Below are 21,477 nucleotides of genomic sequence, written 5' to 3'. Positions count from 1 at the left end.
CCCGGCCTGACACAGCGGCGATGGGTCTCACCTCCCTGGGACGAGCACGGACGATCACTTCTGCGAGCGCCACGGTACCAGAGCGCTCAACGCCGCTCGTGACGGGGTGCGAGCGGGACGCTGCCGTGCGGATGGATACCGGTCCCCCCGGGCTGGTCCGCCTGGAAGCCGGGCGGCTGGTCAGATGCGGCGGGCGAGGGCGAGTTCGGTGGTGAGGGTCAGGTCGAGGCCGTCGCCCACCAGCTCGCCGACCTCGCCCAGCACGCGTTCGCGCACGTCGGGCGGGAGGATCCGGTACACGGACATCGTGCCGGTGAGGGTGACGAAGCGGTCGGCGTCGTAGCGCTCTGTCCTGGTGTAGCGGCGCCGGTCGAGGTCGGTGAAGCGGGGGTCGTCCTCCAGCAGGTGGCGGGACTCCTCGGCGCGGTCGCCCTCGTTCTGGTGCAGGCTCTGGCTGGCCAGGCCGTACCGCTCGGCCAGCCGGCCGAGTGCGGCGCGCACCCCGTCGTCGGCGGGGATGTAGTGGTTCCAGAACAGCGCCAGCGCCCCTGAGGGGGCCAGTGCGTCATGGGCCAGGTCCCAGCGCCGGTCGGGGTCCACCCAGTGCCAGGCCTGCGCGGAGTAGAGCAGCGCGAAGCGGCGGTCGGGGACGTAGTCCTCGAAGATCCCGCTCACCACCCGCACACCGGGGCACTTGGCCGTGAGCGCCGCCGCCATCCTGGGGTCGGGCTCGACGCACGTCAGGTCGCTCACGTGGGCGGCGAAGCCGGCGGTGGCCTTGCCCGTGCCGGCGCCGACCTCCAGCACCGGCCCGTCGGGCGCGTAGGCGAGCACCTCGGTGACGAGCCGCTCGGGGTAGCCGGGCCGCGCGGCCTCGTACTGCTCGACCGCCTCGCCGAACACCACGCTCCGCCGCCGGTCCACTCCCATGGCGCTCCCCCTTCGTCCGTACGCGAGTGCCGATTCAATCACGCCCGGCGCGGGCGGGCGGAAGGGAGTAGGGTCCGGTGACTGTGAGGGATGAGCGCGACGAGCCGGTCGAATACCGGCAGAGCCGGTTCCGTACGCCGCCGGGCGCGACCGAGGTGCTGCTGGTGCGGCACGGCGAGTCCGAGCCGGCCCGCCCCGACCGGGCGTTCCCGCTGGTCGGCGGGCAGGGTGACCCGGCGCTCGCGCCCGAGGGCCGCGAGCAGGCCGAGCGGGTGGCGCTGCGGCTGGCCGCCGAGCGGATCGACGCGATCTACGTCAGCACGTTGCGCCGCACCTCCGAGACGGCGGCGCCGCTGGCCGCCCGGCTGGACGTGACGCCGGTGACAGAGGCCGAGCTGCGCGAGGTGCACCTGGGCGAATGGGAGGGCGGGCTGTTCCGCCGCATGGTGGCGGAGGGCCATCCGGTCGCCCGCCGCATGGCGCAGGAGGAGCGCTGGGACGTCATCCCCGGCGCGGAGCCGGCGGCGGCGTTCTCCGAGCGGGTCAGGAAGGTGCTGGAGAAGCTCGCGGCCGCCCATCCCGACCAGCGGATCGTGGTGGTGACCCACGCTGGCGTGATCGCGGAGGCGCTGGCGGCGGCCACCGGGTCGCGGCCGTTCGCGTTCCTGGGGGTCGACAACGCCTCGGTGTCGCATCTGGTGCTGACCGAGGCGCGGTGGATCCTGCGCAGGTTCAACGACACCGCGCACCTCGCCCCCTTCTTCACCACCACCGCCGCGCTGCCCACCTGACCGGGGCCGCGTGGTGAAGAGGCTGATCGCCCGGCTGTGGCGGAGCCTGCGCGGGTCGGTGAAGTGGCGGCTGCTCTACCTGACGCAGGACAAGTTCATGGTCGGGGTGACCGGGGTGGTGCGCGACCGCGACGGGCGGGTGCTGCTGCTGCGGCACCGGTTCTGGTCCGAGGAGCGTCCGTGGGGGCTGCCCACGGGCGGCGCGAAGCGCGGCGAGACGTTCGAGCAGACGGTCGTGCGCGAGGTGCGCGAGGAGACCGGGCTGGAGGTGCGGGTGGGCGAGCTGGTGCTGCTCAAGAGCGGGTTCCGGCTCAGGATGGAGGTCGCGTACGCGGCCGAGTACGCGGGCGGCGGCACCCTGCGGCTGAACGCGATGGAGATCCTGGAGGCCCGCTGGTGCGCCCCCGACGACCTGCCCGACGGCCTGATCCCGTCGCACCGGGCCCTGATCGAGGCGGCCCACTGACCGTGCCCGGTTGACCATGCCCGGTTGACCATGCCCAGTTGGTCGTGCCCAGGCTGGTCGTGCCCAGGCTGGTCGTGTCCGATTGGTCGTGCCCAGCCTGTTCGTGCCCAGCCTGGTCGTGCTCAGCCTGGTCGGGCTCAGCCTGGTCGGGCTCAGCGGGTGTCGAGCGTCCAGTCGGCGCCGAAGGAGCCTTCGAGCCGGTGCCGCGAGCCGGGGTGGAGCAGCCGGGCCACGCTGACCAGCACGTCGCGCGACCAGGTGCGGCGGCGCACGAGCAGGCACGGCTCGTGGCGGCCGATGCGCAGCAGCCTGCGCTGGGCGGCGTCGCCGAGCACGGCCTCCACGATGTGCTCGCCGCGGGTGAGCGGGGCGACCTCGTTGAGGTAGGCGTGGGGGGTCTGCCGGGTGAAGTCGCGGTCGAGGTAGTGGGGCGCGGCGGCCGGGTTGACCAGGCGGTCTTCGAGCTGGATCGGGGTGTCGTCCTCGAAGTGCACGATGAGCGAGCGGTAGACGACGGGCCCCGCGGCGGCGCGCAGCTCGGGGTCGGCGGCGTCGGACGGCTCCTCGCGGACGAAGACGACCTCGGTGTGGTGGCGGTGGCCGTGCCGGCGGATGTCGTCGGCGATGTTCCTGACCTGGAGCAGCGCGGAGGCGGCCTTGGGCGCGGCGACGAACGTGCCGACGCCGGCCCGCCGCTCGATGAGCCCTTCGTGGGTGAGCTCGCGCAGCGCTCTGTTGATGGTCATGCGGGACAGGCCGAGGGCGCTGACGAGCTGGTGCTCCGACGGCAACTGCTGGCCGTGGGCCCACCGGCCGGAGCGCACGCCGGCGCTGATGACCTTCTTGACCCGCTCGTACGCGGGCGCCGAGGCGGGCCCGAGCTGCTGGAACTGGGCGGCGAGCTCGGACTCGACCACCGTGATGGGCACCATGGCTCGGCGGATCCTCCGGTCGGGGGACGGCGGGCGGAGCGATCTCCGGACTCGATGGCCCGAAGTTTATCTTCCTCCCAGGGGTGGCGAGCTGTATATACAGGACTGTACATTTCCCCTCGAACCCCCGTTTCCCCCAGGGCGCGTGACGCGCGAGAGGCGGACCGCCATGACTGACCATCAATCCCTGGGCGCGGGTCCTGCCGTGGAGCGCCGGACGATCGACGTGATCCCCGACGCCGAGCGGCACGGCACGCCGCGCAGCCAGTTCACCCTCTGGTTCGGCGCCAACATGCAGATCACCGCGATCGTGGACGGCGCGCTCGCCGTCGTGTTCGGCGCCGACGCCCTCTGGGCGATCATCGCCCTGCTCATCGGCAACGTGCTCGGCGGCGTGGTGATGGCGCTGCACTCCGCGCAGGGACCGCGCCTCGGACTGCCCCAGATGATCTCCAGCCGGGCGCAGTTCGGCGTGTTCGGCGCCGTGCTGCCGCTGCTCCTGGTCGTACTGATGTACCTCGGCTTCGCCGCCACCGGCAGCGTGCTGGCCGGGCAGGCGCTCGGCCGGATCCTGCACGTGCCGGCGACCGCCGGGATCCTGCTGTTCGGGCTGCTGACGGTGATCGTCGCGGTGACCGGCTACCGGCTCATCCACACCGTCGGCAGGATCGCGACCGTGATCGGCGTGTGCGGACTCGGCTACCTGCTGATCAAGGTGTTCACCACGTACGACGTGGGCGCCTTCGTCGGCGTCAAGGGCTTCGAGGCGCCGACGTTCCTGCTGGCCGTGGGGCTCGGCGCGGCCTGGCAGCTGACCTTCGGCCCGTACGTCGCCGACTACTCCCGCTACCTGCCGCGCAGCACCAGTGAGCGCTCCACGTTCTGGGGTACGTTCCTCGGCAGCGTCATCGGCTCGCAGTGGGCGATGTCGCTGGGCGCGCTGATCGCCGCCGTCTCGGGCGCGGTGTTCGTCGGCGACCAGGTCGGCTTCGTCGGCGAGCTGGCCGGTCCCGCGGCCGTCGCGCTGCTGATCTACATCGTGATCGTGGTGGGCAAGCTGACGGTGAACACGCTCAACGCCTATGGCGGCTTCATGTGCCTGCTGACGACCGTGACCGCGTTCAACGGCCGCTCGCGGGTCTCGCCGGTGGTGCGCGCGCTCTACATCGTCGGCTTCACCGCCGTGTCGGTGCTGGTGGCGATCATGGCCAGCGCGGACTTCCTGGACAACTTCAAGAACTTCGTGCTGGTGCTGCTCATGGTGTTCACGCCGTGGAGCGCGATCAACCTCACCGACTACTACCTGATCTCCAAGGAGCGGGTGGACATCCCCGCCCTGTACGACCCGGCGGGCCGCTACGGCCGCTGGAACGTCACCGCGCTGGTCACCTACGCCTTCGGCGTGGTCGTCCAGATCCCGTTCCTCGCGCAGAAGCTCTACACGGGGCCGGTCACCGAGCTGCTCGGCGGCGCCGACATCTCGTGGATCGTCGGCCTGCTGGCCACCGCCGCGCTGTACTACCCGTGGGCCAGGCGGACGTCGAACCCGCCCGCGGAGATGATCTATCCGTCCACCGAGCCGGTCGCGGCTCGCTGACAGAAAGGACCCCGCTCATGGAAGGCGCACGCCCGGTCAGAGCCGCCCGTGGCACCGAGCTGACGGCCCTCGGCTGGCAGCAGGAGGCCGCGCTGCGGATGCTGCAGAACAACCTCGACCCCGAGGTGGCCGAGCACCCCGACGACCTCGTCGTCTACGGCGGGACGGGCCGCGCCGCCCGTGACTGGCGCTCCTTCGACGCGATCGTCCGCACGCTGCGCACGCTCAAGGCCGACGAGACGATGCTGGTGCAGTCGGGCCGGCCGGTGGGCGTGATGACGACCCACGAGTGGGCGCCGCGCGTGCTGATCGCCAATTCCAACCTGGTCGGCGACTGGGCGACGTGGGAGGAGTTCCGGCGCCTGGAGGCGGCGGGCCTGACCATGTACGGGCAGATGACGGCCGGTTCGTGGATCTACATCGGCACCCAGGGCATCCTCCAGGGCACGTACGAGACGTTCGCCGCGGTCGCGGCCAAGCGGTTCGGCGGCTCGCTGGCCGGCACGATCACGCTGACCGCCGGGCTCGGCGGCATGGGCGGCGCCCAGCCGCTGGCCGTCACCATGAACGGCGGCGTCGCGATCTGCGTGGAGTGCGACCCGTCGCGCATCCAGCGCCGCCTCGACCACGGCTACCTCGACGTCAAGGCCGACGACCTCGCGCACGCGCTGCGGCTGGCCACCGAGGCCAGGGACGCCCGCAGGCCGCTGTCGATCGGGCTGCTCGGCAACGCCGCCGACGTGCTGCCGCGCATGCTGGCCGAGGGCGCGCCGATCGACGTGGTGACCGACCAGACCAGCGCGCACGACCCGCTGGCGTACCTGCCGCTCGGGGTGGCCTTCGAGGACATGGCGGCCGAGCGGGACAAGGACCCGGCCGGCTTCACCGAGCGGGCGCGGGCGTCGATGGCGCGGCACGTCGAGGCGATGGTGGGCTTCCAGGACGCCGGGGCCGAGGTGTTCGACTACGGCAACTCCATCAGGGGCGAGGCGAAGCTCGCCGGCTACGCCAGGGCCTTCGACTTCCCCGGCTTCGTGCCCGCCTACATCAGGCCGCTGTTCTGCGAGGGCAAGGGGCCGTTCCGGTGGGCGGCGCTGTCGGGCGACCCGGCCGACATCGCGGCCACCGATCGGGCGATACTCGACCTGTTCCCCGACAACGAGCCGCTGGCCCGGTGGATCCGGTTGGCCGGGGAGAAGGTGCACTTCCAGGGGCTGCCGGCGCGCATCTGCTGGCTCGGGTACGGCGAGCGTGACCGGGCGGGCGAGCGGTTCAACGACATGGTGGCCTCGGGCGAGCTGCGGGCGCCGGTCGTGATCGGCCGCGACCACCTCGACTGCGGGTCGGTGGCCTCGCCGTACCGGGAGACCGAGGGCATGCGCGACGGGTCCGACGCGATCGCGGACTGGCCGCTGCTCAACGCCATGGTGAACGTGGCCTCCGGCGCCTCCTGGGTGTCGATCCACCACGGCGGCGGCGTCGGCATCGGCCGGTCGATCCACGCCGGGCAGGTGACGGTGGCCGACGGCACGGCGCTGGCCGGGGAGAAGATCAGGCGGGTGCTCACCAACGACCCGGGCATGGGGGTGATCCGGCACGTGGACGCCGGGTACGAGGAGGCCGAAGAGGTCGCCGGCCGCACCGGCGTGCGCGTGCCCATGAAGGAGTCCTGATGCCGTCGTCGTCGTTCCGGCCGTTCCGGTCTCAGGAGGGGTGCTGATGCCGTCGTCGTTCCAGGAGATGTGGGCGGAGCTGCTGCCCGTCGGGCGGCACGCGGGGTCCGGCGGTTACCGGCGCTTCGCGTGGACCTCGGCGGACGCCGAGTGCCGTGACTGGTTCCGGGAGCAGGCGGCGGCGCGCGGGCTGGACGTCGAGACCGACCGCAACGGCAACCAGTGGGCCTGGCTGGGCGACCCTTCCGCGGGTGACGCCGTGGTGACCGGGTCGCACCTGGACTCGGTGCCGGACGGCGGCGCGTTCGACGGGCCGCTCGGCGTGGTGTCGGCGTTCGCGGCGCTGGACGAGCTGGCCGCGCGGGGCGTGCGGCCGTCCCGCCCGGTCGCGGTGGTGAACTTCGGCGACGAGGAGGGCGCCCGCTTCGGGCTGGCCTGTGCGGGTTCGCGGCTCACGGCCGGGCAGCTCACGCCGGAGCGGGCCGCCGCGCTGCGCGACGCCGACGGGGTCACGCTGACGCAGGCGATGGAGCGGGCCGGCCACGACCCTGAGGCGATCGGCCCCGACGACGAGCGGCTGGCCAGGGTCGGCGTGTTCGTGGAGCTGCACGTCGAGCAGGGCCGCCACCTCGCCGGCACCGGCTCGCCGGTGGGCGTGGCCTCGGCGATCTGGCCGCACGGGCGGTGGCGCTTCGACTTCCGCGGCGAGGCCAACCACGCCGGCACCACCCGCATGCAGGACCGGCACGACCCGATGCCCGTCTACGCGGCGACCATGCTGGCCGCGCGGGAGCGGGCCGCCGCGGCGGGCGCGCGGGCCACGTTCGGCAAACTGCTCGTCGAGCCGAACGGCGTCAACGCGGTGCCGAGCCTGGTGCGGGCCTGGCTGGACGCGCGGGCCGCCGACGAGGAGACGCTGGCGCTGCTGCTCGGCACGATCGAGGACGCGGCCCGCGAGCACGCCGCCCGCGAGGGGGTGGAGGTCGGTCTCGAACGCGAGTCGTTCACGCCGGTCGTGGACTTCGCGCCCGCGCTGCGCGACGAGCTGGTGCGGCTGCTGGCGGCGCGCCGGCCGTACGAGGTGCCGGTGCTGCCGACGGGCGCCGGGCACGACGCCGGCATCCTGGCCGCGAAGGTGCCGACGGCGATGCTGTTCGTCCGCAATCCCACCGGGGTGTCCCACTCCCCCGCCGAGCACGCCCGCGAGGACGACTGCGTGGCAGGGGTGGAGGCGCTGGCCGACGTGCTGGAGGGGCTGGCATGCCGGTGACGTACCACGCCGAGCACGCCTGGATCGGCGGCGCGGTCGTGGCGGGGGCGGTGATCGAGGTGGCCGGCGGGCGCGTCTCCGGCGTCCGTACGGGCGTCGCCGCGCCCCCGCCCGGCGCCACGGTGCTGCGCGGGCTCACCTTGCCCGGCCTGGCGAACGCGCACTCGCACGCCTTCCACCGGGCACTGCGCGGCATCGCGCAGCGCGGCTCGGGCACGTTCTGGACCTGGCGCGACACCATGTACGACGTGGCAGGCAGACTCGACCCCGGCACCTACCTGGACCTGGCCACCGCCGTCTACGCCGAGATGGCGCTGGCCGGGATCACCTGCGTGGGCGAGTTCCACTACCTGCACCACGGGCCGGGCGGCACCCCGTACGCCGACCCGAATGCCATGGGCGAGGCGCTCATCGAGGCGGCGGCGCGGGCCGGGATCAGGATCACGCTGCTCGACACCTGCTACCTGTCGGCCGGGTTCGGCGCGCCGCCCGAGCGGCACCAGCTCCGCTTCAGCGACGGCGACGCCGCCGCCTGGGCGGCCCGCGCGGGCGAGCTGAAGGAGCAGCCGCACGCCCGGATCGGGGCGGCGGTGCACTCGGTGCGCGCGGTCCCGGCGGACCAGATCGCGACCGTCGCGGAGTGGGCTGCCGGGCGGGCGGCGCCGCTGCACGTGCACCTGTCGGAGCAGCCCGCCGAGAACGAGGCGTGCCTGGCCGCCCACGGCCGCACGCCCGCCGCGCTGCTGGCCGAGCGGGGCGCGCTCGGCCCGCGGACGTCCGCCGTGCACGCCACCCACCTGACCGGCGACGACATCGCGCTGCTCGGCGGCTCGGCCACCACCGTCTGCATGTGCCCCACCACCGAACGGGACCTCGCCGACGGCATCGGCCCCGCCGCAGACCTGGCCGCCGCCGGATCCCCGATCAGCCTGGGCAGCGACAGCCACGCCGTGATCGACCTGTTCGAGGAGGCGCGGGCGGTGGAGCTGGACGAGCGGCTGCGCACGCTGCGGCGCGGCCACTGGAACGCCGCCGCGCTGCTGCGCGCCGCCACCGAGGACGGGCACGCCTCACTGGGCTGGCCGGAGGCGGGCAGGATCGAGGCGGGCGCGCCGGCCGACTTCGTCACGGTCGCGCTCGACTCCGTCCGCACAGCGGGGCCGCCGCCAGCGCTCGGCGCGGAGACCGCGGTGTTCGCCGCCTCCGCCGCCGACGTCAGGCACGTCGTGGTGAACGGCCGCCCGATCGTCCGCGACGGCACGCACCTGCTGGTGCCGGACGTGCCCGGCGAGCTGTCCCGTACGATCACCCACCTCACCACGCAGCCATAACGCGGAAAGGAGCCGTGCCGTGTCCGTCGCCATCACCGGGATCGGCAGCCTGTTCACCAACGACCCCGAGCTGGGCACGATCACCGGCGCCGCCGTCGTGTTCGACGCGGGCCGGGTGGTCTGGGCCGGGCCGCAGGCGCGGGTGCCCGACGCCGACGAGCGGGTGGACGCGGAAGGGCGGGCCGCCATCCCCGGGTTCGTGGACTCGCACGCGCACCTGGTGTTCGCCGGTGACCGCACGGCCGAGTTCGACGCCCGCATGTCGGGCCAGCCGTACACGGCGGGCGGCATCCGTACGACGGTGGCGGCGACCCGCGCGGCGAGCGACGCGGAGCTGGACGCGAACGTCGCCAGGTACGTCGCCGAGGCGCTGCGCCAGGGCACCACGACGATCGAGTGCAAGTCGGGCTACGGCCTGACGGTCGAGGACGAGGCCCGCGCGCTGCGCATCGCGGCAGGTCACACCGACGAGGTGACGTACCTGGGCGCCCACGTGGTGCCGCCCGAGTACGCCGGCGACCCGGACGCGTACGTGGACCTGGTGGTGGGACCGATGCTGGACGCCTGCGCCCCGCACGCCCGCTGGGTGGACGTCTTCTGCGAGCGGGGCGCGTTCGACGGCGACCAGTCCCGCGAGGTGCTCACGGCGGGACAGCGGGCGGGACTGACGCCCCGGGTGCACGCCAACCAGCTCGGCCCGGGGCCGGGCGTGCGGCTGGCGGTGGAGCTGGGCGCGGCGTCGGCCGACCACTGCACGCACCTCGACGACAAGGACGTGGACGCGCTGGCGAGCGGCTCGACGGTGGCGACGCTGCTGCCCGGCGCGGAGTTCTCCACCCGCTCGCCGTACCCGGACGCGCGCCGCCTGCTGGACGCGGGCGTGACGGTGGCGCTGTCCACGGACTGCAACCCGGGGTCGAGCTTCACCAGCTCGATGCCGTTCTGCGTGGCGCTGGCCGTGCGCGAGATGGGCATGACGCCGGACGAGGCCGTGGCCGCCGCGACGCTGGGCGGCGCGCGGGCGCTGCGCCGCGACGACGTGGGCCGCCTGTCCCCCGGCGCCCGCGCCGACCTGGTGCTGCTGGACGCGCCGAGCCACGTCCACCTCGCCTACCGGCCGGGGGTCCCGCTGGTGGCGGGGGTCTGGCGCGGCGGCGTACGCGAGGTCTGACGGGCGCTCACATGCGCTCGGCGCCGGCTCTGATCGCCTGCCGGATGCGGGGGTAGGTGCCGCAGCGGCAGATGTTGCGGATGCCGTCGAGGTCGTCGTCGGTGATGGCGCGGCCCTCTGCGGCGACCCTGCGCACGAGGTCCACGGCGGCCATGATCTGGCCGGGCTGGCAGTAGCCGCACTGGGAGACGTCGTGGTCGATCCACGCCTGCTGCATGGGGTGCAGGCCGTCGTCGCCGGCGAGCCCCTCGATGGTGGTGACCTCGTCGCCGGGCCGCAGCTCGGAGACGGGCACGGAGCAGGGGCTGACCGCCTTGCCGTTGACGTGGCTGGTGCAGGCCTTGCAGACGTTGATGCCGCAGCCGTACTTGGGGCCTGTGACGCCGAGGACGTCACGCAGGACCCACAGCAGGCGTACGTCGCCCGGCACGTCCACGGTGACCTGTTCGCCGTTGACGCGGAAGGTGTACTCGGGCACGGGTTGCTCCTCCGCTCAGCGGGTGAGGCCGTCGACCGGCGACGGCGGGACGGGCGGGACGGTGGGCTTGGGGGTGAAGGACAGCGTGCCGTGGTTGATCGGGAACGTGGTCGGCATGGTGCCGGTGGCGCGGCCGTAGGCGCAGGCGACGGCGGCCATCGACGCGGCCACGGCCAGCTCGCCCGCGCCGCCGGGCTGGTCGGAGGTGTCGGGCATGATGATGACCCGCACGTCGGGCGGGGTGTTCCACTGGCGGGTGTAGAAGTAGTCGTCCCAGCTCGCCTCGAGGAAGGCGCCGTCGCGCAGGTGCAGGCTTGAGGTGAGGGCGAGCGCGATGCCGTCCATGATGCCGCCCGTCATCTGCGCCTCGAGGCCGCGCGGGTTGACGGTGAGCCCGGCGTCCACGGCGAAGACGACCTTGGTGACGCGCGGCCCTGTCACGCCGTCGCGGATCGGCCGGCCGACGGTGGCGGGCCGGCAGTCGATCTCGACGAGCGCGGCACTGGCCGACTTGTACTCGGTGTGCAGGGCGATGCCCTGCGCGGTCCCGGCCGGCATCGCCCGCCCCCATGACCCGGCCTCGGCGACCCGGTCGAGCACCGCCCTGGCACGCGCGTCGTGCAGCAGGCCGCGGCGGAGCCGGTAGGGGTCCTTGCGGGTGCGGGCGGCGAGCTGGTCGAGGATCAGCTCGCGGGCGCAGGTGACGTCGGGCGAGTAGACGTTGCGCATGCTGCCGGTGTTGAAGCCCTTGCCGGTCTCGCTGAGCAGCCTGCTGCTCACGCCGAGCGTGTACGGCATCGACTGGCTGAAGTGGAAGAACGTCTGGGCGAAGGTCATGTCGCCGACCGGCAGGCGGGCGGCCAGCGCGGTGATGATCTCGCCGAGGCCGTGCCCGAGGTCGGTGGAGACGCCGGTGTGCCGCTGCTGGTAGCCGAGCACGGTGTCGCCCAGGTGGGACAGCCGGACCCGGGAGGTGACCATGGGGTGCACGCGGCCCTGGCGTACGTCGTCGGCGCGGTGCCACATGAGCTTGACCGCCTTGCCGATCTTCTGCGACAGCTCGGCGGCCTCCAGCGCGGCGTCGAAGAAGAGCTTGCGGCCGAAGGAGCCGCCGCCCTCGGTGACGTGCACGGTGACCCGGTCCTGCGGCAGCCCGAGCCGGGCGGCGATGGCCTGCTGGGCGACGATCGGCGACTTCAGCGACGACCAGATCTCGGCGCGCCCGTCGCGTACGTCGGCGATCGCGCAGTTGGTCTCCAGCGCGCTGTTGCCCCGGAAATAGAAGGTGAACAGGCCCTCGACGACCGGTGTGGGCGGCCTGATGCCGAGCGGGATCTCGGCGGCCCGCAGGTCGCGCAGCACGTCGTCGTCGGATCTGCCGGCGACGGTGCCGGGCCGCCAGGTGACGCGCAGGGCGCGTACGGCGTCGATGCACTGGCCGAAGGTGTCGGCGCGGACCGCGACGCCGGTGGAGATGACGGCGACGTCGGTGACGCCCGGCATGGCGGCCACCTCGGCGAGGTTGGCGACGGAGCCGGCCTTGCCGTTGATGGTCGGCGGCCGGCAGACCATCGCCGGTTTCGCGCCGGGCACGTCGAGGTCCATGGTGAACGTCTTGCGCCCGGTCACGGCGTCGCGGGCGTCGACGCGGCCGTGCGGGCGGCCGATGACGGCGAAGCTCCTGCGCTGGGTGAGCTCGACCTGGACCTGGTGGGTGGTGGCGGAGGCGGCTTCGGCGGCGAGCGCGCCGATCCCGATGCTCTGACCGGCGGGACCGACGACGGCTCCGTCCTTCATGGTCAGGCCGCCGGCGGGGACGCCCAGCTCGGCCGACGCGGCGGCCAGCAGCCGCTGCCTGGCGACGGCGGCGGCCACCCTGATCGGGGTGTAGGTGGCGATCGTCGTGTTGGAGCCGCCGGTGAGCTGGTTGAAGATCAGCTCGGGCCTGGCGTCGGCGAGCGTGACGCGGACCCGGTCGAGCGGCACCGCCAGTTCCTCGGCGATCAGCATGGCCGTCGAGGTCGTGATGCCCTGGCCCACCTCGGCTCGCGGCAGCGCGAACGACACCGTGCCGTCGCCGCCGACCTCGACCCTGATGAGGCCGGAGGTCGGCAGCGCGGCGACGGTCATGAGGTCGTTGAGGTCGACCAGCTCGGTGATGTCGGCGGCTTCACCGGCCGCCGCCGGGGCGGGCAGGAGCTGGGCGGCCGCCACCAGGGTGGGGGCCGCCAGCACGTATCCGAGGAAGCGGCGCCGGCCGACGCCCGTGCTCTGTGCGGTCATCGGCCGGGCCGGTTGGTGGCCGGGATCTCGATCTTCGTCTCCTGCCCCTTGGTGAGGTAGAAGAGGATGTACTTGCGCACGGCCTCGTCGATCACCCAGGCGACGCTCGGCACCAGCGGCAGCGGGATGATCCCCTCCCTGAACCTGACGAGTTTCGGCCAGGCGGAGGCGATGACCGGGTCCCACACCGGCTCGCGCGGGATGTCGTCCCAGTCGGCCACCACGTCGCCGACCAGATAGCGGGCCAGCGCGTTGCACAGCGGCCTGCTGATGCTGCCGGGGCTGGTCTGCTCGGCGAGCTGACCGAGCAGGATGTCGGTCAGCTCGACGCCCTCGGGAGTGGGGCCCATGTTCCTCGGCAGGATCTCGTCCGACTGGGCGCCCGCGGCGTCCCAGGTGGCGGGGATGTACTCGTCCTTGATGCCGAGCATGTGCGCGGTCACCTGCCACACGTGCAGGTACGCCTGCGACTCCGCGTCGGTGATCGGCACCCGCCACTCCAGCAGCTTGCGCATGGCGAACGTCGGCAGCGTGTGCCAGGTGACCAGCATGTCCTCCTGGCTGATCGGGATGTCGCCGCCCCAGTGGGGCGACTGCTGCAGCAGGTGCCGTACGGCGGCGTGCACCAGCCGGGTCTTGACCGCCTCCACCACGCACGAGCCTTGGGGCCGGTAGGCGTCGAGGTCGCCGACCGCGAACCCGAAGATGCTGGTCTTGGCGACCCGGTCCTCCATGTCCGCGCCGCCCTTGGAGTAGTAGACCGCGCGGGCCTCCTTGGGGATGGCGGTGCTGAGCATGCCGCCGCCGACGCCGTTGAGCAGGTTGAGGTAGAGCCCTCTGGCCTTGGTGAATGTCGCGGCCGTCTCCAGCTTGGCGCGGTCGGCCCAGGACGGGAGCCGCCGGGCCCGTTCCATGAAGTCCCGCAGGTCGGCGGGGAGCCCGGCGGGCAGCGGCTGGTCGTTCCTGTTCCAGTCCCACAGCAGCCGGTTCACCTCCGGCACGTCGCCGCGGTCGAGCAGCGAGGCGACCAGCGGGTCGGCCTCCTCGTCCCACACCCACCGCGGGTCGGCGCCGGTCCCGGCGCCCGCGATGGAGCCGCCCGGCGCCCAGGTCCACGCCGCGGCGTGGGCCGGCATCGCCATCCCGAGTGCTCCGAGCGCCCCGAGGGCGCCTCCCGTGACCAGCATCCTGCGTCTGCTCAGCTCCGCCATGCCCGTGCTCTCCTTCCTCCTGTCGTGGACACCGTGGACACCTCAGGAGGGCCGGTTGCTCTCGGGGATCTCGATGCTGATCGGCCGGCCCTCCGACAGGAACAGCAGGGCCGCCTTGCGCAGGAACTCGTCGAACGTCCAGTACGCCGCCGGCGCCAGCGGGAAGGGCAGCAGCCCTTCGCGTACCGCGATGAAGGGCCCCCACGACGCCCGCAGCAGCGGGTCCCAGATCGGCTCGCGCGGGATCCTCAGCCAGCCGGCGATCTCGTTGCCGAGCATGAACCGGGTGAACGCGCCGAGAATGGGCTTGCTGAGGATGCCGGCGTCCACGGGGGTGCCCAGGCTGAGCAGGATGTCGGCGAGCTCGATGCCCTCGGTGGTGGGCGCGAGCACGGGGGTGAGCACCTGGTCGGCCTGCGAGTTCGCCTCGGACCACGAGCCGGGGATGTACTCGTCCTTGATGCCGAGCATGTGCGCGCAGAGCTGCCAGGAGTGCAGGAACGCCTCCGACTCGGCGGCGGGGATGGGCACCCGCCAGTCGACCAGCTTCTGCATGACGGTGGTGGGCAGGCTGTGCCAGGTGACCATCATGTCGCGCTGGCTGATCGGGATGTCCTCCTCGGCGCGGCCCGGCCAGTACGGCGACTGCGGCAGCAGGTGGCGTACGGCGGCGTGCACGAGCCGCGTCTTGACGCAGGTCACCACCATCTCGCCGTCGGGCTGGTAGGCGTTGCGCGACATGATGTCGTAGCCGAGCTTGGCGGTCTTGGAGATGCGGTCCTTCATGTCCGCGCCGCCCTGGGAGTAGTAGACCGCCAGGGCCTCCTTGGGGATGACGGTGCTCATCATGCCGCTGGCCAGGCCGTACAGGACGCCGAGGTAGAGGCCGCGCTTCTCGTTGAAGCGGACGGCGGTGGCCAGCTTGCCGTGGTCGGCCCACGACGGGAGCCGCCTGGCCTCCTCCATGAAGTCGCGCAGGTCGGCGGGCAGCCCGGCGGGCAGCGGCTGGCCGTTCTTGGTCCAGGTGCGTAATAACCGGTTGACCTCGGGTACGTCGCCGCGGTCGAGCAGTGAGGCGACCAGCGGGTCGGCCTGCTCGTCCCAGACCCAGCGCGGGTCGAGGCCGGCCCCCGTGCCCGCCACCGAGCCCTTGGCCGACCAGGTCCACGCCTGGGCGGGGGCCGCCGCGGTGAGCGCGCCGATCGCGCCGAGCGCCCCACCCGCCTTCAACACGTTGCGTCTGCTGAGTTCGCCCATGCCGCCGTGCCTCCTCTGTCGCCTGTCGCCGAGGGTTCGAGAGCGCTCTTGGTACGATGAAACAGAACTTGAGTCTGTGTATCATTCATGACAGCACACCGTGACCGGCATCACAAGACCGTGACAGCGGCTGTTGGCGACTGAGGCACAATCGAGCCAGGAGGTGAAGGTGGAATCAGCGCTGTCCGCGTTCATGACGCCGTCCGAGTCGGAGTCGCTGCTCGAACGCGCCTACCTCGAGGCCGTCGAGCGCGTCGGCGACACCGACGAGCTGCGCACGCGCATCCTCGACGCCGCCTACGAGCAGTTCTGCCGCATGGGCATCCGCCGCTCGACCATGGAGGACGTCGCCCGCCGCGCCAAGGTCTCGCGCATCACCGTCTACCGCCGCTTCGCCACCAAGGACGCGCTGGTGGAGCACGTCGTGCGGCGCGAGTTCCGGCGCTACTTCGACCGGTTCCTCATCGACATCGAGCAGGCCGGCACCGCCGCCGACCGGGTGGTGCTCGGGTTCGTCAGCTCGCTGCGCGCGATCCGCGGCAACCCGCTGATCGGCGGCCTCATCGCGATCGAGCCCGACCTGGTCGTGCCGTCCATGGTCGCCGACGGCGGTCACACGCTCGCCACCGTCCGGCAGTTCGTGGCCGGGCAGCTGCGCCGCGAGCAGCGGGCCGGCCACGTGTCGGAGGAGCTCGACATCGACCTGGTGGCCGAGATGATGGTCAGGGTCTCGGCGTCCTTCCTCGCCGTGCCCAGCATGGTCGTCGACCTCGACGACGACGAGCAGCTGGCCGGCATCGCGCGGCGGTTCCTCGTGCCGATGCTGGAGCCACGCTGATCAGCCCAGGGCGACCGGCAGGGCCGCCAGCCGCAGCGTCCCCGGATCGGGCAGGTACGCCGGCTCGCCCTTGATCTCCATGCCGGGGAAGCGGCGCAGCAGGGCGCCGAGCGCGACGCCGGTCTCCACGCGGGCCAGCCCCGCGCCCACGCAGAAGTGCGGCCCGTGGCCGAACCCGAGGTGCGGCACCGGCTCCCTGGTGATGTCGAACCTGTCCGGCTCGTCGAACACGCGCGGGTCCCGGTTCGCCGCGGCCACCGAGACGGTGACCGGCTCGCCCCTGGGGATGCGGACGCCGCCGATCTCGACGTCCTGCGCGGCGAAGCGCGGCACGGTCATGATCTGCGGGGTGCACCAGCGGGCCAGCTCCTCCACCGCGCGCGGCATGAGCGCGGGGTCGGCGCGCAGCGCGGCCAGCTGATCGGGGTGGGCGAACAAGGTGACCAGGGCGTTGGCGATGAGGTTGGCCGGGGTCTGGCCGGCCAGGACCAGCAGCCACACCATGGTGACCAGCTCGTCGTCGGAGAGCCTGTCGCCGTCCTCACCGGCGATGCGGGCCAGGTCGGAGACCACGTTCGCGGACGGCGTCGCGCGCGCCTCGGCGATCGCCTTCTTCGCGCCCTCGATGATCGCCGGCAGCGCCTCCTTGAACGCCTCGCCGTGGCCGCTCGCGACGGCGACGCCGTACTCGCGCCAGGCGGGGCGGTCGGCGGCGGGGATGCCGACCAGCTCGCAGATCACCTCCATGGGCAGCGGCCTGGCGAAGTGCGCGAGCAGGTCGGCCTCCTGGCCCGGCAGCTCGGCGAGCAGGCGGTCCACGACGGCCTCGATGCGCGGGGCTAACTCCACGGCCTTGCGCGGCGTGAACGCGGGCGCGACGAGGCGGCGCAGGCGGGTGTGCTCGGGGCCGTTCATCTCGGACATCGTGCGCATGTAGCGGACGCAGTGCTCGGGGACGTCGGGGCGCAGGAAGCTGCCTGAGTTGATCTCGAGGCGGGGGTCGGCCAGCGCCGCCCTGGCCTCCTCGTAGCGGGTGACCGCCCACAGGTGGCCGAGTCCCGGCACCAGCAGCCGCGCCACGGGGGACTTCTCCCTGGCCGGGGCGTACGCGGCGGCCAGGTCACGCAGCACCGCGAGGTCGGACAGGTCTATCTCCGGCACATCGGTCATGACGCCGCCTCTCATTTCGAATGATGCCATCATTTGAATGTTGACGGTATCTTGTTTTTCGAGCGCACGGCAACGGAGGAGGGCGGTTGGTCCGGCTCACCAGGGCACAGACGCAGGAGCGCAACAGGGCGAAGGTGCTGGCGGCGGCCAAGGAGGAGTTCGCCGAACGCGGCTACCGCGACGCCAAGATCGACGACATCGCCGACCGGGCCGAGCTGACCCGCGGCGCGGTCTACTCCAACTTCCCCGGCAAGCGGGCCCTCTACTTCGCGGTGCTGGCCGACCTGGCCGAGCACGCGCCCGTACGGCCTCCCGACGAGCCCGCGCTGACCGTGCGCGAGGCACTCGGCGAGGTCGCGCGGGCCTGGGTGACCCGGCTGCCGCTGGTCACCGACGGCGAGCACGAGCCGAGCCGGCTGGGCATGCACCTGCTGCCCGAGATCCTCGCCGACGAGGCCACGCGCAAGCCGTACGCGCAGCTCATGCGGCTCAACGCCATCTTGCTCGGACTGGCCATGGAACGCCTGCGGCCGCCCCGCGAGCCGGACGGGCGGCTCGTGCGGCTCGCCGAGTCCGCGCTCACCGTCCTGCAGGGGGCCGCGCAGCTGTCGGCGGCGGCGCCCGGGTTCGTCGATCCGTTCAACGTCATCAGGACGTGCGAGCAGCTCGCCGGCCTCGACCTCGACGACCGCTGGTTCCAGGCCCCCATGACCCCCTCGGTCCTGTCCCCTGCCACCTCCTGGACGCCGCCGTCCGGGACCGTCGACGCGGTCTCCGGCGAGCCCGCTCACCCGGAGCGCGACGGGGTGGTGGCGGTGCTCGGCCTGCACCGGCTCTCGGCCGCCGAGGAGCTCGTCCGCGCCGCGCCCCCCGGCGCCGAGCTGACCGTCGCCATCGTCACCGGCGCCCCCAAGGAGCTGCTCCCCCTGGCCCGCCTCGTCATCGCCGAAGTGGTCACCTGCCTGCGCCAGGCCTTCCCCCGCGCCGCCTGGCCCCGACTGCGCGTCCTGTACGACGACACGGGCGCGCTGGCTTCGGCCGCCGGCGTGGCGGACCCGGACGACCGCACGGAGGTGGCGCTGCGGGTGCGCGAGGGCCACGTGGAGCTGCGAGCCGCAGGCTTCGGCGCCTGCCACGCCGCCGCCCTCCACCCCTGACCTGCGGGTGGGGCGGCGTTCGCATTCCGGTGGAACCGGGGTGGGTGGGTGCGCGGTCCAAGGTAAGGGCGACGCTCACGCCGGCGTCCAGAGCGGGCTCGACACCGCCGGGAGGCCGGCCGACGCCGCCAGGCGGCCCTTCCCGTCCGGCACGTGCCGGGCGTCGCCCCCCGCCAGCTCCACCGCTCTGCTTGCGGTGGCATGCCCTTCATAATGGGGACCGTGGTGGAGCAGGAGGCCGGGGCGGTCGTCGGGCGGCGCGAACGCAAGAAGCAGGCCACCAGGGCGGCCCTCAGCGCGGCCGCGCTCCGCCTCTCCCTGCGTCACGGCGTCGAGAACGTCACCGTCGAGCAGATCGCCGGTGAGGCCGACATCGCGCTGCGCACCTTCTTCAACTACTTCTCCAGCAAGGAGGAGGCGGTCGTGGCGACCCTCTCGGCCGCCGCCGAGCAGCTCATCGCCGAGTTCCGCGCCCGGCCCCCGGAGGAGACGGTGCTGGCCGCCTTCAGGGAGGCGGTGCTCACCGTCATGGACGCGAGCGACACCGGCGGCCGGGACCACATCCGGGCGCTGCGGCTGGTCAGGACCACGCCGTCGCTGGTGCCGTACGAGCTGGCCGTGCTCGCCGCCCAGGAGCGGGCCCTGGCCGAGGCGATCACCGAACGCATCGCCCCGCCCTCTTCCGGGGCGGTCTCCTGGGACGCCGGCCTGGACGAGGACGAGAGCGTCTATCCGATCGTGTGCGCCGGCGCCGTGCTGAGCGCGCTGCGCGTGGTGCTGGATCGGTGGTCGCGCCAGGCGGGCGAGAGCGGCCTGCCGCCTGACATCGCGGTGCTGCGGCGCCGGTTCGACGCCGCCATCGCCGAGCTGGCCGCCGGCCTCGACCGCCCCGGCAGCGCGCCGGCCGAGCCAGGCCGGACCCTCACCTGAACGAGCCTGCAACCCTCCGGCCGAGCCAGGCCCCGTCCCCGCCTGAGCGAGCGTGCGACCCTACAGGCGGGCCAGGCCCCGTCCCCGCCTGAGCGAGCGTGCGACCCTCCAGGCGGGCCAGGCCCCACCCCGCCTGAGCGAGCCCGCGGCCCTCGGGTCGAGCCCCGCCTGAGGGGGACGGTGCTGCCGTACGTGTGGGGCGTGCACGCCGTGCGGCGGCTGTCGGCGGTGGCCGCCACGATAGGAACGGTGGAGGTCATCGCGGGGGCGGTGATGGCGTGCGGGTTCGCCGGGGAGACGCTGGGCGTGCCGCGGATCGCGGGCGGCGTGGTCGTGTTGTGCGGCGCGGTGCTCGCCCACCGTTCGCATCGCGCTCCCGACCGCGTACTCGCGTGATCACTCGCCGCCTCTGGGCGGCAGGTCGGCTTGGAGGAGCCAGCCGCCGTCGCCGTCGGGGCCGGAGTCGAGGGTGCCGCCCAGGGCGCGGACGCGTTTGCGCATCCCGGCCAGGCCGTGGCCTGAGGAGGGCAGGGGTTCCGACGTGGCCGGCGCGGGGCCGTTGTGCAGCTTCACCGACAGCCCGCCACCGGAGGCGGCGACCGTGACCCGGACGCGGGTGCCGGGGCCGGCGTGTTTGAGCACGTTCGTCAGTCCTTCCTGGACGATGCTGGCGGCGCACGTGCGCAGCACCGGCGAGACCGTCGCCATGCCGGGGTCGAGGCCGAGGTCCACCACGAGACCGGCGGCGGACATGCGGCGGGCCGCCGCGCGGATCAGCTCGGCCGCGTCGAGGTGCAGGTCGGCGCCGTGCAGCAGGTTGCCGAGGTCGCGCAGCACCTGGTTGCCCGTCTCGCGGATGTCGGTGAGCGCGTGGCCGACCGGCCCGTCGGGAGCGGCGTCGCAGGCGTCGCCCGCCCGCAGCACCATCGCGCCGACGTGGCCCGCCACCAGGGTCTGGACGTCGCGGGCGATGTGCTCGCGCTCGGCCAGCAGGTCGGCGCGGGCGCGGGCGAGCGTCAGGCGCACGGCCTCCTCGGCCCGCAGCCGCTCGGCCGCGGTGACGGCGCGGCGCATGCCGAAGTAACGGCCGACCGCGATGGGCATCGCCACCAGCGTCATCAGGAAGAGCACGCGCAGGGTGGTGATCCTGCTCAGCGGCTCGAACACGGCCACCGCGACGACCACGCAGCCCGCCGCGTACGCCAGGGCCGTCCGTGCCCACGACGCCACCCGCATCGCGAACACCCCCATCGCCACCATCAGGAGCAGCATGCCGGTGTCGGCGGCGCGGTGCAGGTGGGCGTCCGCGGCGATCAGCAGCACCCCTTCGACGGCCACGACCAGGCCGGGCAGCCTCCTGGCCACGCCCAGCGCCAGCCCGGAGACGACCGCGGCGACCTGGACGATCGCGACCGGATGGCCGCCCGAGTGCCAGACGTCCCATGTGCTCAGCACGGCCAGCAGCACGCCGCCGGCCGCCAGCAGCAGGTCAGGGGTGACGTCGCGGGTGCTGCGGTGCAGGTAGCCGCCGATGACGGCGGGCGCGGCGGGCAGCAGGAGCGCGAGCGCCATCGTTCCGGCGGTGACGCCGGGGGCAGCCACGGTGAGCGCCGTGGCGAGCATGGCGGCGGCCATCGGGCCGCGCGCCGCCCTGAGCCCGGAACGGTAGCCGGTCAGGCACAGCGCCACGCACAGCAGGATCTGCGCGCTGTCCGTGCCCGGCGCCAACCGGCCGGCGATCACCACGAGGGCGGCGAGGTAGACGGTGACGGGGGCGGGGCGCTGGCGTACGACGCCCATGGGCAGGCCGGCCAGCAGCGCCGCGGCGAACTCGGGCGGCGTCGGCGACGCGGTGCCCTCACTCGCGTAACCGTTGATCACCAGTTCCAGGGCGACGGCCGAAGCGGCGAACAGCCCATCCAGCGACACACCGCGCGAACGCATGCGCTAACGCTACCGATTGATCACCTCACCCGGGCACATCCTCGCGCC

At 73.3% G+C, this 21,477-nt stretch carries 19 protein-coding genes; 11 read left to right on the top strand and 8 right to left on the bottom strand.

What is annotated here, in order from left to right:
- Positions 1-180: 180 nt before the first annotated feature.
- Positions 181-930 carry a class I SAM-dependent methyltransferase gene (locus tag AB0K28_RS29380; RefSeq protein ID WP_364376371.1) on the bottom strand — a complete coding sequence of 250 codons (750 nt, stop codon included), beginning with the start codon at positions 928-930 and terminating at the stop codon, positions 181-183.
- A gap of 77 nt (positions 931-1,007) precedes the next feature.
- On the opposite strand from AB0K28_RS29380, the gene AB0K28_RS29375 reads away from it, so the two are divergent.
- Positions 1,008-1,721 (top strand): histidine phosphatase family protein, encoded by a 714-nt coding sequence (locus AB0K28_RS29375; protein ID WP_364376368.1) that lies wholly within the window; start codon positions 1,008-1,010, stop codon positions 1,719-1,721.
- Positions 1,722-1,731: 10 nt separating this feature from the next.
- Positions 1,732-2,187 (top strand): NUDIX domain-containing protein, encoded by a 456-nt coding sequence (locus AB0K28_RS29370; RefSeq protein ID WP_364376365.1) that lies wholly within the window; start codon positions 1,732-1,734, stop codon positions 2,185-2,187.
- A gap of 152 nt (positions 2,188-2,339) precedes the next feature.
- Here AB0K28_RS29370 and hutC read toward each other — a convergent pair whose 3' ends face one another.
- The gene (gene hutC, locus AB0K28_RS29365) at positions 2,340-3,119 is read right to left on the bottom strand and encodes a histidine utilization repressor (protein WP_364376362.1); all 780 of its coding nucleotides are present in this window, start codon (positions 3,117-3,119) and stop codon (positions 2,340-2,342) included.
- 169 nt (positions 3,120-3,288) lie between these two features.
- Here hutC and AB0K28_RS29360 point away from each other — a divergent pair, with 169 nt between their 5' ends.
- The 5 genes from AB0K28_RS29360 to hutI are packed head-to-tail and all read left to right on the top strand — an operon-like array spanning position 3,289 to position 10,161.
- Positions 3,289-4,716: a cytosine permease gene (locus AB0K28_RS29360; RefSeq protein WP_345404068.1), complete on the top strand. Its 1,428-nt coding sequence runs from the start codon at positions 3,289-3,291 to the stop codon at positions 4,714-4,716.
- A gap of 17 nt (positions 4,717-4,733) precedes the next feature.
- On the top strand, positions 4,734-6,389 hold the full coding sequence (gene hutU, locus AB0K28_RS29355) for a urocanate hydratase (protein ID WP_364376359.1): 1,656 nt from the start codon (positions 4,734-4,736) through the stop codon (positions 6,387-6,389).
- A gap of 46 nt (positions 6,390-6,435) precedes the next feature.
- The gene (locus AB0K28_RS29350) at positions 6,436-7,659 is read left to right on the top strand and encodes an allantoate amidohydrolase (RefSeq protein WP_364376356.1); all 1,224 of its coding nucleotides are present in this window, start codon (positions 6,436-6,438) and stop codon (positions 7,657-7,659) included.
- Entirely contained in the window at positions 7,650-8,990 is a 1,341-nt protein-coding gene (locus AB0K28_RS29345) for a formimidoylglutamate deiminase (RefSeq protein ID WP_364376353.1), read from the top strand. The genes AB0K28_RS29350 and AB0K28_RS29345 overlap by 10 nt, the downstream gene beginning before the upstream one ends.
- A 19-nt stretch (positions 8,991-9,009) precedes the next feature.
- Positions 9,010-10,161, top strand: a complete 1,152-nt coding sequence (hutI, locus tag AB0K28_RS29340) for an imidazolonepropionase (protein WP_364376350.1) — start codon at positions 9,010-9,012, stop codon at positions 10,159-10,161.
- Positions 10,162-10,168: 7 nt separating this feature from the next.
- Here hutI and AB0K28_RS29335 read toward each other — a convergent pair whose 3' ends face one another.
- Genes AB0K28_RS29335 through AB0K28_RS29320 form a run of 4 tightly spaced genes read right to left on the bottom strand, consistent with a single transcriptional unit; the run spans position 10,169 to position 15,390 of the window.
- Positions 10,169-10,639, bottom strand: coding sequence for a (2Fe-2S)-binding protein (locus AB0K28_RS29335; protein ID WP_364376347.1), 471 nt, complete (start codon positions 10,637-10,639; stop codon positions 10,169-10,171).
- A gap of 15 nt (positions 10,640-10,654) precedes the next feature.
- Positions 10,655-12,922, bottom strand: coding sequence for a molybdopterin cofactor-binding domain-containing protein (locus tag AB0K28_RS29330; protein ID WP_364376344.1), 2,268 nt, complete (start codon positions 12,920-12,922; stop codon positions 10,655-10,657).
- Positions 12,919-14,133 carry an oxygenase MpaB family protein gene (locus tag AB0K28_RS29325; protein WP_364376341.1) on the bottom strand — a complete coding sequence of 405 codons (1,215 nt, stop codon included), beginning with the start codon at positions 14,131-14,133 and terminating at the stop codon, positions 12,919-12,921. Before AB0K28_RS29325 ends, AB0K28_RS29330 begins: the two co-directional genes overlap by 4 nt.
- Before the next feature lie 42 nt (positions 14,134-14,175).
- A complete protein-coding gene (locus AB0K28_RS29320; protein ID WP_364376338.1) occupies positions 14,176-15,390 on the bottom strand; it encodes an oxygenase MpaB family protein in 1,215 nt (404 codons plus the stop codon).
- Positions 15,391-15,583: 193 nt separating this feature from the next.
- Here AB0K28_RS29320 and AB0K28_RS29315 point away from each other — a divergent pair, with 193 nt between their 5' ends.
- Positions 15,584-16,228: a helix-turn-helix domain-containing protein gene (locus tag AB0K28_RS29315; protein WP_364376392.1), complete on the top strand. Its 645-nt coding sequence runs from the start codon at positions 15,584-15,586 to the stop codon at positions 16,226-16,228.
- Here the strand turns inward: AB0K28_RS29315 and AB0K28_RS29310 are convergent, their stop codons facing one another.
- Positions 16,229-17,398: a cytochrome P450 gene (locus AB0K28_RS29310; protein WP_364376335.1), complete on the bottom strand. Its 1,170-nt coding sequence runs from the start codon at positions 17,396-17,398 to the stop codon at positions 16,229-16,231. It lies immediately after the preceding gene.
- Positions 17,399-17,484: 86 nt separating this feature from the next.
- Here AB0K28_RS29310 and AB0K28_RS29305 point away from each other — a divergent pair, with 86 nt between their 5' ends.
- The 3 genes from AB0K28_RS29305 to AB0K28_RS29295 all read left to right on the top strand — a co-directional run bounded on the left by AB0K28_RS29305 (position 17,485) and on the right by AB0K28_RS29295 (position 19,881).
- Complete coding sequence (locus tag AB0K28_RS29305; protein ID WP_364376332.1) at positions 17,485-18,555, top strand: TetR family transcriptional regulator; 1,071 nt, start codon at positions 17,485-17,487, stop codon at positions 18,553-18,555.
- 222 nt (positions 18,556-18,777) lie between these two features.
- The gene (locus AB0K28_RS29300) at positions 18,778-19,485 is read left to right on the top strand and encodes a TetR family transcriptional regulator (RefSeq protein ID WP_345404041.1); all 708 of its coding nucleotides are present in this window, start codon (positions 18,778-18,780) and stop codon (positions 19,483-19,485) included.
- A 180-nt stretch (positions 19,486-19,665) separates the two neighbouring features.
- Positions 19,666-19,881 (top strand): hypothetical protein, encoded by a 216-nt coding sequence (locus tag AB0K28_RS29295; RefSeq protein WP_364376329.1) that lies wholly within the window; start codon positions 19,666-19,668, stop codon positions 19,879-19,881.
- Here the strand turns inward: AB0K28_RS29295 and AB0K28_RS29290 are convergent, their stop codons facing one another.
- The gene (locus AB0K28_RS29290; RefSeq protein WP_364376326.1) at positions 19,882-21,429 is read right to left on the bottom strand and encodes a two-component sensor histidine kinase; all 1,548 of its coding nucleotides are present in this window, start codon (positions 21,427-21,429) and stop codon (positions 19,882-19,884) included.
- Between the last annotated feature and the right edge of the window lie 48 nt (positions 21,430-21,477).

Source organism: Nonomuraea sp. NPDC049504 (assembly GCF_040676845.1).
Lineage (GTDB): Bacteria > Actinomycetota > Actinomycetes > Streptosporangiales > Streptosporangiaceae > Nonomuraea > Nonomuraea salmonea.
The sequence above is the reverse complement of the archived record's forward strand: the minus strand, read 5'-3'. Positions and strand labels throughout refer to the sequence as shown.